The organism is Pantoea eucrina (assembly GCF_020079945.1).
In the GTDB taxonomy this organism is placed as follows: Bacteria; Pseudomonadota; Gammaproteobacteria; order Enterobacterales; family Enterobacteriaceae; genus Pantoea; species Pantoea eucrina.
Window position 1 is genome coordinate 982,882 of the sequence record NZ_CP083448.1, and the last position, 13,035, is coordinate 995,916.

10 protein-coding genes are annotated in these 13,035 nt (G+C 55.3%); 9 read left to right on the top strand and 1 reads right to left on the bottom strand.

The window, feature by feature from the left end; all coding sequences use genetic code 11:
* Nucleotides 1–554 precede the first annotated feature (554 nt).
* The 8 genes from sdhC to sucD all read left to right on the top strand — a co-directional run bounded on the left by sdhC (nt 555) and on the right by sucD (nt 10,136).
* A complete protein-coding gene (gene sdhC, locus LAC65_RS04595; RefSeq protein WP_039383221.1) occupies nt 555–944 on the top strand; it encodes a succinate dehydrogenase cytochrome b556 subunit in 390 nt (129 codons plus the stop codon).
* On the top strand, nt 938–1,285 hold the full coding sequence (sdhD, locus tag LAC65_RS04600) for a succinate dehydrogenase membrane anchor subunit (protein ID WP_039383223.1): 348 nt from the start codon (nt 938–940) through the stop codon (nt 1,283–1,285). Before sdhC ends, sdhD begins: the two co-directional genes overlap by 7 nt.
* Nucleotides 1,286–3,052, top strand: coding sequence for a succinate dehydrogenase flavoprotein subunit (gene sdhA, locus LAC65_RS04605; RefSeq protein ID WP_039383226.1), 1,767 nt, complete (start codon nt 1,286–1,288; stop codon nt 3,050–3,052).
* Nucleotides 3,053–3,066: 14 nt separating this feature from the next.
* Entirely contained in the window at nt 3,067–3,783 is a 717-nt protein-coding gene (locus tag LAC65_RS04610; protein ID WP_039383229.1) for a succinate dehydrogenase iron-sulfur subunit, read from the top strand.
* A 206-nt stretch (nt 3,784–3,989) separates the two neighbouring features.
* The gene (gene sucA, locus LAC65_RS04615; protein WP_039383231.1) at nt 3,990–6,797 is read left to right on the top strand and encodes a 2-oxoglutarate dehydrogenase E1 component; all 2,808 of its coding nucleotides are present in this window, start codon (nt 3,990–3,992) and stop codon (nt 6,795–6,797) included.
* Between the two features lie 15 nt (nt 6,798–6,812).
* Entirely contained in the window at nt 6,813–8,027 is a 1,215-nt protein-coding gene (gene odhB / locus LAC65_RS04620) for a 2-oxoglutarate dehydrogenase complex dihydrolipoyllysine-residue succinyltransferase (protein WP_224144843.1), read from the top strand.
* A gap of 67 nt (nt 8,028–8,094) precedes the next feature.
* Nucleotides 8,095–9,261 carry an ADP-forming succinate--CoA ligase subunit beta gene (gene sucC, locus LAC65_RS04625; protein ID WP_039383235.1) on the top strand — a complete coding sequence of 389 codons (1,167 nt, stop codon included), beginning with the start codon at nt 8,095–8,097 and terminating at the stop codon, nt 9,259–9,261.
* On the top strand, nt 9,261–10,136 hold the full coding sequence (gene sucD, locus LAC65_RS04630) for a succinate--CoA ligase subunit alpha (protein WP_039383236.1): 876 nt from the start codon (nt 9,261–9,263) through the stop codon (nt 10,134–10,136). The genes sucC and sucD overlap by 1 nt, the downstream gene beginning before the upstream one ends.
* Nucleotides 10,137–10,317: 181 nt before the next feature.
* Here sucD and LAC65_RS04635 read toward each other — a convergent pair.
* A protein-coding gene (locus LAC65_RS04635; RefSeq protein WP_223429336.1) for an IS1 family transposase occupies nt 10,318–11,015 on the bottom strand; the annotation gives its coding sequence in 2 pieces (ribosomal slippage) (nt 10,318–10,766 and nt 10,766–11,015; 699 coding nt in all).
* A gap of 448 nt (nt 11,016–11,463) precedes the next feature.
* Between LAC65_RS04635 and cydA the strand changes: the two genes are divergently transcribed.
* Complete coding sequence (cydA, locus tag LAC65_RS04640; protein ID WP_039383237.1) at nt 11,464–13,035, top strand: cytochrome ubiquinol oxidase subunit I; 1,572 nt, start codon at nt 11,464–11,466, stop codon at nt 13,033–13,035.

Consider the following 13,035-nt stretch of genomic DNA (forward strand, 5'->3'; position numbering starts at 1 on the left):
TTCAGATTATCACCTGGCAATAACCTGCACGTAATGAGGTTACGCAGTACTAAGGCATCCGGGGCAAGGATATTCGGACATGACATGGCGCTCATCGCAGATGTTAAAGATCCTGTCACGACATAACTTCTTGGTAACCAATAACCTGACGGTTTATGTTGCTCGTTAGGGCAATGTTACATAACTTGAGCTTAGGGGAAAGTGTATCCCCATAACTTTTGTGCATCATAGGGCTTTAGTGCGATTGTTTGTAACTGAAATGTTGATCTATTGTCAAATCAGATAATTAAAAATGTATATTTTGTGAAAATCGTGACCCTGATCACTGTTCAGCTTAAATGTGACCAAACAGATTGTAGGGGAATTGTAATCAGAATGTGATCGTCCTATACTGCCGCCAGGTCTCCGGAATACCCTGACACCAGGAGCCACCCAGCGTTTTACCCGCTTCATTTAACACTGGATGTTGCTATTTTGGTGGCGGTTGTTGTCTGAACACGCTCAGTGCTCTGCTGCAACTCAGGACCGGAGGAAGCAAAATAAAAAAGAGCTGTGTGGGCAAAACCGTGAAAAAACAAAGACCTGTTAACTTGGATCTCACGACGATCCGGTTTCCCGTTACTGCAATATCGTCCATTCTCCACCGCGTCTCCGGCGTGATTACGTTTGTCGCTCTCGGAATTCTGCTCTGGTTACTGGGTCTCTCTCTCTCCTCTCCCGAAGGTTTTCAGCAGGCGGCATCCATCATGGATAGCTTCTTTGCCAAATTCATTATGTGGGGCATTCTGACCGCGCTGGCCTATCATGCGGCAAGCGGTATCCGTCATATGCTGGCAGATTTTGGCTTTACCGCAGAGACCCTGCAGGTGGGAACCCGTACCGCGCAGGCGGTTTTTGTTATCACTGTCGTGCTCTCAATTCTGGCTGGAGTCCTCGTATGGTAAGCAATGCTTCTGCTTTAGGACGCAACGGTATCCACGACTGGCTTCTGGTCCGTGCTTCCGCAATCCTGATTACGCTCTACATCATCTATCTGCTCGGTTTCGTCGTCATGACCGATACGCTGACCTATGATGTCTGGCGCGGCTTTTTCGCCTCCTCCTTCACCAAAGTGTTTACGCTGCTGACCCTGTTCTCCATTCTGGTTCACGGCTGGATCGGTATGTGGCAGGTACTGACTGACTACGTGAAAGCGCTGGCGCCGCGTTTGTTGCTGCAGCTGGTTAGTGTGGTCGCGCTGTTGTCGTATGCCGTTTATGGCACTGTTGTTGTGTGGGGTGTGTAAATGAATTTGCCAGTCAGAGAATTTGATGCCGTGGTGATCGGCGCAGGTGGCGCGGGTATGCGCGCGGCACTGCAAATCTCCCAGTCGGGCCAGAGCTGTGCCCTGTTATCGAAAGTTTTTCCAACCCGTTCCCATACCGTATCGGCGCAGGGCGGCATTACCGTTGCGCTGGGTAACACCCATGACGATAACTGGGAATGGCATATGTACGATACCGTAAAAGGTTCCGACTACATCGGGGACCAGGACGCGATCGAATATATGTGTAAAACCGGTCCGGAAGCGATTCTGGAGCTGGAGCATATGGGACTGCCGTTCTCCCGTTTAGAAGATGGCCGCGTTTATCAGCGTCCATTTGGTGGCCAGTCCAAAAACTTTGGCGGCGAGCAGGCCGCACGTACCGCTGCGGCCGCTGACCGTACCGGTCACGCGCTGCTGCATACGCTGTATCAGCAGAACCTGAAAAACAAAACCACCATCTTCTCCGAATGGTATGCGCTGGATCTGGTGAAAAACGCAGATGGTGCGATTGTGGGTTGTACCGCTATCTGCATTGAAACCGGTGAAACCGTCTACTTCAAAGCCAAAGCGACTATTCTGGCAACCGGCGGCGCGGGACGTATCTACCAGTCCACCACTAACGCACACATCAATACCGGCGACGGCGTTGGCATGGCAATCCGTGCCGGCGTACCGATGCAGGATATGGAGATGTGGCAGTTCCACCCAACCGGTATTGCGGGTGCGGGCGTGCTGGTCACCGAGGGCTGCCGTGGTGAAGGCGGCTATCTGCTGAACAAACATGGCGAACGCTTCATGGAGCGCTATGCGCCAAACGCCAAAGATCTGGCGGGCCGTGATGTTGTTGCGCGTTCAATGATGGTTGAGATCCGTGAAGGTCGCGGCTGCGATGGCCCGTGGGGTCCGCATATCAAACTGAAGCTCGATCATCTTGGGGCTGAGGTGCTTGAGTCGCGCCTGCCTGGCATTCTTGAGTTGTCGCGCACCTTTGCGCATGTCGATCCGGTTAAAGAGCCGATTCCGGTTATTCCAACCTGTCACTACATGATGGGCGGTATTCCGACCCGCGTCACCGGACAGGCGCTGCGCGTGAATGAACAGGGCGAAGATGAAGTGATCCCGGGCCTGTTTGCGGTTGGCGAGATCGCCTGCGTATCGGTGCACGGTGCTAACCGTCTGGGCGGTAACTCACTGCTGGATCTGGTGGTATTTGGTCGCGCGGCAGGGGTGCACCTGATGGAGTGTATCGCTGAGCAGGGCGAGCTGCGCGATGCTACCGCGGAAGAGATCGATGCGGCGATGGCGCGCTTCAATCGCTGGGAAAATAACACCACGGGTGAAGATCCGGTGGAAATCCGCAAAGCGCTGCAGCGCTGCATGCAGAACAACTTCTCAGTGTTCCGCGAAGGTGACGCCATGCGTGAAGGCCTGGCCGAGCTGAAAGCGATTCGCGAGCGTCTGAAGAGTGCGCGTCTGGATGACCGCTCACCCGATTTCAATACGCAGCGTATCGAATGTCTGGAGCTGGATAACCTGATGGAAACCGCTTATGCAACCGCGGTTGCCGCAAACTTCCGCACTGAAAGCCGTGGCGCACATAGCCGCTTCGACTATCCGGAGCGTGATGATGCAAACTGGCTGTGTCACAGTCTCTATGTTCCGCAAACGGAAAGCATGACGCGCCGTGAGGTGAACATGCAGCCGAAACTGCGCGCGGCCTTCCCGCCGAAAGCGCGTACCTATTAATTGCGGAGGTCATGATGAAACTCGAATTTTCAATCTACCGTTATAACCCGGACGTCGATGACAAGCCGCGCATGCAGGATTACACCCTGGAGTCGGAAGACGGGCGCGACATGATGCTGCTGGATGCGCTGATTCGGCTGAAAGAGCAGGATCCAACGCTGGCGTTTCGTCGCTCGTGCCGCGAGGGTGTCTGCGGCTCAGATGGTCTGAACATGAACGGCAAAAATGGTCTGGCCTGCATTACTCCGGTCTCAGCACTGGGTAACGGCAGTAAAAAGATCGTGATTCGCCCGCTGCCAGGTTTGCCGGTTGTGCGCGATCTGGTGGTCGACATGAGCCAGTTCTATACGCAGTATGAGAAAATCAAACCGTTCCTGCTGAACAACGGTGAGAATCCGCCGGCGCGTGAGCATCTGCAGAGCCCGTCGGAGCGTGAGCACCTTGATGGCCTGTATGAGTGTATTCTCTGCGCCTGCTGCTCAACCTCCTGCCCGTCGTTCTGGTGGAACCCGGATAAGTTTATCGGTCCGGCCGGTCTGCTGGCTGCCTATCGCTTCCTGATTGACAGCCGCGACACGGAAACGGATGCGCGTCTCGACAATCTGAGTGATGCTTTCAGCGTATTCCGCTGTCACAGCATCATGAACTGTGTGAGCGTATGTCCGAAAGGGCTGAACCCGACGCGCGCCATCGGCCATATCAAGTCGATGCTGCTGCAGCGCGGGGCGTAAAGCTAAGAAGTCCTGCCGGGAACTCAGGTTCCCGGCAGCGTATGGAAGCCTCTATAAGCGCGGTGCTGACCACGCTTATAAAGGTTCCCTTACGGGCCCGGCGCCGGTAGCGCACAGGTTCGTATCGCTGAACTCACTACGGCAAGCCGTGAAAGCGGCAACAAATGAAACCTCATAAAAAGCAGCTTAATGCTTAAGGGATCACAATGCAGAACAGCGCGATGAAACCCTGGCTGGACTCCTCCTGGCTGGCCGGCGCGAACCAGTCTTACATAGAGCAACTCTATGAGGATTTCCTGACCGATCCTGACTCTGTTGATGAAGTGTGGCGCGACCTGTTCCAGCAGTTGCCAGGTACCGGCGTAAAACCAGAGCAGTTTCACTCCACGACGCGTGACTATTTCCGCCGCCTGGCGAAGGATGCTACCCGCTACACCTCTACCGTTACCGATCCGGCTACTAACTCCAAACAGGTTAAAGTCCTGCAGCTGATTAACGCGTTCCGTTTCCGCGGCCATCAGCACGCTAATCTTGATCCGCTTGGCCTGTGGAAACAGGATATCGTGGCCGATCTCGACCCGGCCTTTCACGATCTGACCGACGCCGATTTTCAGGAAAGCTTCAACGTAGGCTCATTTGCGATTGGCAAAGAGACGATGAAGCTGGCCGATCTCTACGCCGCCCTGCAGCAGACCTACTGCGGGTCGATTGGCGCAGAGTATATGCACATTAACAACACTGAAGAGAAACGCTGGATCCAGCAGCGTCTTGAATCAGTGGCTGGACAGGCTTCATTCAGCGCGGAAGAGAAAAAAGGCTTCCTGAAAGAGCTGACCGCAGCCGAAGGTCTGGAAAAATATCTTGGGGCGAAATTCCCCGGCGCCAAACGCTTCTCACTGGAAGGTGGCGATGCGCTGGTGCCTATGCTGCGCGAAATGATTCGCCACGCAGGGAAAAGCGGCACGCGCGAAGTGGTGCTGGGTATGGCGCACCGCGGACGTCTGAACGTGCTGATCAACGTACTGGGCAAAAAGCCGCAGGATCTGTTTGATGAGTTCGCCGGCAAGCACAAAGAGCATCTGGGTACCGGTGATGTGAAATACCACATGGGCTTCTCTTCCGATGTTGAAACCGAAGGGGGCCTGGTGCATCTGGCACTGGCGTTTAACCCGTCGCATCTGGAGATTGTCAGCCCGGTTGTCATGGGCTCCGTACGCGCCCGCCTCGATCGTCTCTCTGAGCCGGGCAGTAACAAAGTTCTGCCTATCACTATTCACGGTGACGCAGCGGTAATTGGTCAGGGTGTGGTGCAGGAAACCCTGAACATGTCGCAGGCGCGTGGTTATGAAGTTGGCGGTACGGTGCGTATCGTGATCAATAACCAGGTTGGCTTTACCACGTCAAATCCAAGAGATGCGCGCTCCACGCCTTATTGTACTGATATCGGTAAGATGGTGCTGGCACCTATTTTCCACGTGAACGCGGACGATCCGGAAGCCGTTGCTTTTGTTACCCGTCTGGCGCTCGACTACCGCAACACCTTTAAGCGTGATGTCTTTATCGATCTGGTCTGCTATCGCCGTCATGGCCATAACGAAGCGGATGAGCCAAGTGCAACGCAGCCGCTGATGTATCAGAAGATTAAAAAGCATCCGACGCCGCGTAAACTTTACGCCGACCGCCTGCAGAGCCAGGGCGTAGCCTCGCAGGAAGATGCCACTGAACTGGTTAACCTCTATCGCGATGCGCTGGATGCCGGTGAGTGCGTGGTGCCGGAATGGCGCCCGATGAGCCTGCACTCGTTTACCTGGTCCCCTTATCTCAACCACGAGTGGGATGAGAGCTACCCGGAAACGGTTGAGCTGAAACGCCTGCAGGAGCTGGCGCGCCGTATCAGCACGGTTCCGGAAGCGGTTGAAGTGCAGTCGCGCGTGGCCAAAATTTACAACGACCGCAAAGAGATGGCGGAAGGCAACAAACCGTTTGACTGGGGCGGGGCAGAGAATCTGGCCTACGCCACGCTGGTGGATGAAGGCATTCCGGTGCGTCTCTCTGGCGAAGATTCCGGACGCGGCACCTTCTTCCACCGCCATGCGGTGATCCACAACCAGCTGAATGGCTCTACCTATACGCCGCTGCACCATATTCATAATGGTCAGGGAGAGTTCAAAGTCTGGGACTCCGTGCTGTCGGAAGAGGCGGTACTGGCGTTTGAATATGGCTACGCCACCGCAGAGCCGCGCGTGCTGACCATCTGGGAAGCGCAGTTTGGTGACTTTGCCAACGGCGCACAGGTGGTTATCGATCAGTTCATCAGCTCGGGCGAGCAGAAGTGGGGCCGCATGTGTGGCCTGGTGATGCTGCTGCCGCACGGCTATGAAGGTCAGGGTCCGGAGCACTCCTCAGCGCGCCTGGAGCGTTATCTGCAGCTCTGCGCTGAGCAGAATATGCAGGTTTGCGTGCCATCTACCCCGGCTCAGGTTTACCACATGCTGCGTCGTCAGGCGCTGCGCGGTATGCGCCGTCCGCTGATTGTGATGTCGCCGAAGTCGCTGCTGCGTCATCCGCTGGCGATCTCCAGCCTGGACGATCTGGCAAACGGCAGCTTCCAGCCGGCGATTGGCGAGATCGATGCGCTCGATCCGCAGCAGGTTAAACGCGTGGTGCTCTGTTCAGGTAAGGTCTACTACGATCTGCTGGAACAGCGTCGCAAAAACGAGCAGAGCGATGTTGCCATTGTGCGCATCGAGCAGCTCTATCCTTTCCCGCACAAAGCGGTACAGGAAGCGTTAAAAGATTACGCCCATGTCCAGGATTTCGTCTGGTGTCAGGAAGAGCCGCTCAATCAGGGCGCATGGTATTGCAGTCAGCATCATTTCCGCGAAGTGGTTCCCTTTGGTGCGTCGCTGCGTTACGCAGGCCGTCCGGCATCTGCTTCACCGGCCGTGGGCTATATGTCCGTACATCAACAACAGCAGCAAGACCTGGTCAACGACGCGCTGAACCTTGGTTAATAAAAAGGAAAGAAAATGAGTAGCGTAGAAATTCTCGTTCCCGATTTACCTGAATCCGTAGCGGACGCAACGGTTGCAACCTGGCACAAAAAACCTGGCGATGCAGTCAGCCGTGATGAAGTGCTGGTCGAAATTGAAACCGATAAAGTGGTGCTGGAAGTTCCTGCTGCTGCTGATGGTATTCTGGAAGCCGTGCTGGAAGAAGAGGGTGCTACCGTCACCTCGCGCCAGCTGCTTGGTCGCCTGAAAGAGGGCAACAGCGGCGGGAAAGAGACCTCAGCGAAAGTTGAGAGCAATAAATCTGCACCGGCACAGCGCCAGTCCGCGTCGCTGGAAGAAGAGAGCAGCGACGCGCTGAGCCCTGCTGTACGCCGTCTGATCGCGGAAAACAATCTCGACGCCAGCCAGATCAAAGGCACCGGCGTGGGTGGCCGACTGACGCGCGAAGATATTGAAAAGCACCTGGCGAAAAAGCCGGAAGCGAAAGCGGCTCCGGCTGCTGAAGCGGCGGCTCCGGCTCCGGTTGCTAACCGTAGCGAGAAGCGCGTGCCGATGACCCGCCTGCGCAAACGCGTGGCTGAGCGTCTGCTGGAAGCGAAAAACAGCACCGCCATGCTGACCACGTTCAACGAAATCAACATGAAGCCCATCATGGATCTGCGCAAGCAGTATGGTGAGGCGTTTGAAAAACGTCACGGTGTACGCCTGGGCTTTATGTCCTTCTACATCAAAGCGGTCGTTGAAGCCCTGAAGCGCTTCCCGGAAGTGAACGCCTCTATCGATGGCGAAGATGTGGTGTACCACAACTACTTCGATGTCAGCATCGCCGTTTCTACGCCGCGCGGTCTGGTGACGCCAGTGCTGAAAGATGTGGATGCGCTGAGCATGGCGGATATCGAGAAGAAAATTAAAGAGCTGGCGGTGAAAGGCCGTGATGGCAAGCTGACAGTTGAAGAGCTGACCGGCGGTAACTTCACCATCACCAACGGCGGCGTGTTTGGTTCGCTGATGTCAACGCCAATCATTAACCCGCCGCAGAGCGCCATTCTGGGCATGCACGCCATTAAAGATCGTCCAATGGCGGTCAATGGTCAGGTGGTGATCCTGCCGATGATGTATCTGGCGCTCTCTTACGATCACCGTCTGATCGATGGCCGTGAATCGGTAGGCTATCTGGTCGCAGTGAAAGAGATGCTGGAAGATCCGGCTCGTCTGCTGCTGGATGTCTGATTTTCGCCGGGCGCGCAGCGATGCGCGCCCACATTTAAATGTTTCAGATCTGAATGGATAGAACATCATGAACTTACACGAATACCAGGCGAAGCAGCTGTTTGCACGGTATGGTATGCCAGCACCGACTGGTTATGCCTGCACCACGCCACGTGAAGCCGAAGAAGCCGCCTCAAAAATTGGCGCAGGCCCGTGGGTAGTGAAATGTCAGGTTCATGCCGGTGGCCGTGGTAAAGCGGGCGGCGTGAAGGTAGTGAAAAGTAAAGAAGAGATCCGTGCATTTGCTGAGCACTGGCTGGGTAAACGTCTGGTGACCTATCAGACAGATGCGCTGGGCCAGCCGGTTAACCAGATTCTGGTTGAAGCGGCAACCGATATCGATCAGGAACTCTATCTGGGTGCGGTCGTCGATCGCGCTACGCGCCGCGTGATCTTCATGGCATCAACCGAAGGCGGTGTGGAAATTGAAAAGGTGGCGGAAGAGACTCCGCACCTGATCCACAAAATGGCGCTCGACCCGTTAGCGGGACCGCAGCCATACCAGGGCCGCGAACTGGCGTTCAAACTGGGTCTGACCGGTAAGCAGGTCAGCCAGTTCACCAAAATCTTTATGGGTCTGGCTACCATGTTCCTGGAGCGCGATCTGGCGATGGTTGAGATCAACCCGCTGGTGATCACCAAACAGGGCGACCTGATCTGCCTGGATGGCAAGCTGGGCGCAGACGGCAACGCGCTGTTCCGCCAGCCTGAACTGCGCGAAATGCGCGATCCAAGCCAGGAAGATCCACGCGAAGCGCACGCAACGCAGTGGGAGCTGAACTATGTCGCGCTGGAAGGCAACATTGGCTGTATGGTCAACGGTGCGGGTCTGGCGATGGGCACAATGGATATCGTGAAGCATCACGGTGGCCAGCCTGCAAACTTCCTTGATGTCGGCGGCGGCGCAACTAAAGAGCGCGTAACCGAAGCCTTCAAAATCATCCTCTCTGACGACGCGGTAAAAGCGGTATTCGTTAACATCTTCGGCGGTATTGTCCGTTGCGATCTGATCGCTGATGGCATCATCGGCGCAGTGGCAGAAGTGGGTGTCAACGTGCCGGTAGTGGTACGTCTGGAAGGTAACAACGCTGAGCTGGGCGCTAAGAAACTGGCGGACAGCGGTCTGAACATCATTGCAGCAACCAGCCTGACAGACGCGGCACAGCGTGTTGTTGCTGCAGCGGAGGGTAAATAATGTCCATTCTGATCGACAAGAACACCAAAGTCATCTGCCAGGGTTTCACCGGTGGCCAGGGGACTTTTCACTCTGAGCAGGCGCTGGCCTATGGCACGCAGCTGGTTGGCGGCGTAACGCCAGGTAAAGGCGGCACTACCCATCTGGGCCTGCCGGTGTTCAATACCGTGCGTGAAGCGGTAGAAGCGACCGGCGCAACGGCCACGGTTATCTACGTTCCGGCTCCGTTCTGCAAAGACGGTATCCTGGAAGCGATCGACGCGGGCATCAAGCTGATCATCACCATCACTGAAGGTATCCCGACGCTGGATATGCTGACTGTGAAAATGAAGCTGGATGAAGCAGGCGTGCGCATGATTGGCCCTAACTGCCCTGGCGTGATCACCCCAGGCGAATGCAAAATCGGCATTATGCCAGGCCACATTCACCAGCCAGGCCGCGTGGGCATCGTGTCACGTTCCGGCACCCTGACCTATGAAGCGGTTAAGCAGACCACAGATATTGGCTATGGCCAGTCTACCTGTGTCGGTATCGGTGGCGACCCGATCCCGGGCTCTAACTTCATCGATATCCTGCAGATGTTCCAGGACGATCCGCAGACCGAAGCGATTGTGATGATCGGTGAAATCGGCGGCAGCGCGGAAGAAGAAGCGGCAGCCTTTATCAAAGAGCACGTCACCAAGCCGGTTGTCGGCTATATCGCAGGCGTAACGGCGCCGAAAGGCAAACGTATGGGCCATGCTGGCGCCATCATTGCCGGCGGTAAAGGCACGGCTGACGAGAAGTTTGCTGCGCTGGAAGCGGCAGGTGTGAAAACTGTCCGCAGCCTGGCCGATATCGGTGATGCGGTAAAAGCAGTTCTGCCTGCTAACTGATTGCGCTGACTGAATAAGCATAAGCCACCTGCGGGTGGCTTTTTTTATGCCTGCAGCGTAGCGGTTTTTATTTATTATCCTGCGCGGCGGATTTTAAAGTTAATAACTCACAGAAAAGGTAATCGTAATTTTAATTAAACGCGGCAGCTTTTGACATCGCTTTAACGGTAATGACTCCAACTTACTGATAGTGTTTTATGTTCAGATAATGCCCGATGACCTTGTCATGCAGCTCCACCGATTTTGAGAACGACAGTGACTTCCGTCCCAGCCTTGCCAGATGTTGTCTCAGATTCAGGTTATGCCGCTCAATTCGCTGAGTGTAACGCTTGCTGATTACGTGCAGCTTTCCCTTCAGGCGGGATTCATACAGCGGCCAGCCATCCGTCATCCATACCACGACCTCAAAGGCCGACAGCAGGCTCAGAAGACGCTCCAGTGTGGCCAGAGTGCGTTCACCGAAGACGTGCGCCACAACCGTCCTCCGTATCCTGTCATACGCGTAAAACAGCCAGCGCTGACGTGATTTAGCACCGACGTAGCCCCACTGTTCGTCCATTTCAGCGCAGACAATCACATCACTGCCCGGCTGTATGCGCGAGGTTACCGACTGCGGCCTGAGTTTTTTAAGTGACGTAAAATCGTGTTGAGGCCAACGCCCATAATGCGGGCGGTTGCCCGGCATCCAACACCATTCATGGCCATATCAATGATTTTCTGGTGCGTACCGGGTTGAGAAGCGGTGTAAGTGAACTGCAGTTGCCATGTTTTACGGCAGTGAGAGCAGAGATAGCGCTGATGTCCGGCAGTGCTTTTGCCGTTACGCACCACCCCGTCAGTAGCTGAACAGGAGGGACAGCTGATAGAAACAGAAGCCACGGGAGCACCTCAAAAACACCATCATACACTAAATCAGTAAGTTGGCAGCATCACCCGCTTTAACAACTCTTTCAGGCTACATATTCGTAAACTTTATATCTTAATCCAGATCAAATAATAGCGTGTTATAGCAAACTTTACTGCTGGCTAAAAACAACCCGGCCGGTATAAATTGCGCTGCATCAAATCACAGTTTTGCCACGGATAACAGCCGTCTGAGTCGTATGCCCCCGGATCAATATTGTGGCATCTGACGCTGACGCCTGCATGACAGAAATGTGAGGCGATATTTTCAGGGAATTATCACCACTATTACTCGCTCATTTCGGGCCGCGGATTGCGCTATCTGCGGGTAATAAAACCGGAATTAATAATCAGCCGTTCCTGCACGCTGTTGCGCCGTTTACCGTCCGGCAACACAGCGGCATGCGAAGAGCAAGGAGTTCTCATGTTAGATATTGTCGAGCTGTCGCGCTTACAGTTTGCCCTGACGGCGATGTACCACTTTCTGTTCGTACCATTAACGCTGGGTATGGCGTTTCTGCTGGCGATCATGGAAACCGTCTACGTGCTGTCGGGCAAACAGATTTATAAAGATATGACCAAATTCTGGGGCAAGTTGTTTGGCATCAACTTTGCGCTGGGCGTGGCCACCGGACTTACCATGGAGTTCCAGTTCGGCACTAACTGGTCCTATTACTCCCACTACGTCGGCGATATTTTCGGGGCGCCGCTGGCCATCGAAGGATTAATGGCGTTCTTTCTTGAATCCACCTTTGTCGGGCTGTTTTTCTTTGGCTGGGATCGGCTGGGCAAAGTTCAGCATCTGGCGGTCACCTGGCTGGTGGCGCTGGGATCCAACCTCTCTGCGCTCTGGATCCTGGTGGCCAATGGCTGGATGCAAAATCCCATCGCCGCAGCATTCAACGCTGAAACCATGCGTATGGAAATGCTGAGCTTTTCAGAGCTGGTGCTTAACCCGGTCGCACAGGTGAAATTTGTGCATACCGTGGCAGCGGGCTATACCGCTGGCGCCATGTTTGTTCTGGGGATCAGCGGCTGGTATCTGCTTAAAGGGCGTGATGTGGCGTTTGCCCGCCGCTCCTTTGCCATTGCGGCCAGTTTTGGCATGGCGGCGGTGCTCTCGGTGATTGTACTCGGCGATGAGTCGGGCTACGAGATGGGGGATGTCCAGAAAACCAAACTGGCTGCAATCGAGGCGGAGTGGGAGACCCAGCCGGCACCCGCCGCCTTTACGCTATTTGGTATACCGAATCAGGAGACGCAGGAGAACAAATATGCGATTCAGATTCCGTATCTGCTTGGCCTTATCGCCACGCGCTCAGTGGATAAACCCGTTACCGGCCTGAAAGAACTGCAGGCGCAGCATGAGGTGCGGATCCGTAACGGCATCAAAGCGTATGGCCTGCTCAATGCGCTGCGCAGCGGCAATCAGGACCCGGAAGTCCGCCGCGCGTTTGAAGCCAGCAAGCAGGATCTTGGCTACGGCCTGCTGCTTAAGCGCTACACCCCGACGGTCACCGATGCCAGCGAAGCGCAGATACAACAGGCGGTGAAAGACGCCATTCCGCGCGTGGCGCCGCTCTATTTTGCCTTCCGTATCATGGTGCTGTGCGGCGCGCTGTTGCTGGCGATTATTGCCCTCTCATTCTGGAGCGTAGTCCGCGACCGGATCGGTCAGCAGCGCTGGCTGCTGAAAGCCGCACTGTATGGCATTCCGCTGCCGTGGATCGCTATTGAGGCGGGCTGGTTTGTTGCGGAGTACGGGCGTCAGCCGTGGGCAATCGGTGAAGTGTTACCCACCGCCGTAGCGAACTCTTCGCTGACCGTGGGAGACGTGCTGTTTTCGATGACGCTGATTTGCGGACTCTACACGCTGTTTCTGGTGGCAGAGATGTATCTGATGTTCCGGTTTGCCCGCCTGGGGCCGGGCAGCCTGAAAACCGGCCGCTATCACAATGAATCAGTGCAGAACGCTACGCAGCCAGAGCGCGGCTAA

Coding starts and splice junctions, on each gene's coding strand:
- sdhD (WP_039383223.1), top strand. CDS start 938: ATGGTAAGCAATGCTTCTGCTTTAGGACGCAACGGTATCCACGACTGG.
- sdhA (WP_039383226.1), top strand. CDS start 1,286: ATGAATTTGCCAGTCAGAGAATTTGATGCCGTGGTGATCGGCGCAGGT.
- LAC65_RS04610 (WP_039383229.1), top strand. CDS start 3,067: ATGAAACTCGAATTTTCAATCTACCGTTATAACCCGGACGTCGATGAC.
- sucA (WP_039383231.1), top strand. CDS start 3,990: ATGCAGAACAGCGCGATGAAACCCTGGCTGGACTCCTCCTGGCTGGCC.
- odhB (WP_224144843.1), top strand. CDS start 6,813: ATGAGTAGCGTAGAAATTCTCGTTCCCGATTTACCTGAATCCGTAGCG.
- sucC (WP_039383235.1), top strand. CDS start 8,095: ATGAACTTACACGAATACCAGGCGAAGCAGCTGTTTGCACGGTATGGT.
- sucD (WP_039383236.1), top strand. CDS start 9,261: ATGTCCATTCTGATCGACAAGAACACCAAAGTCATCTGCCAGGGTTTC.
- cydA (WP_039383237.1), top strand. CDS start 11,464: ATGTTAGATATTGTCGAGCTGTCGCGCTTACAGTTTGCCCTGACGGCG.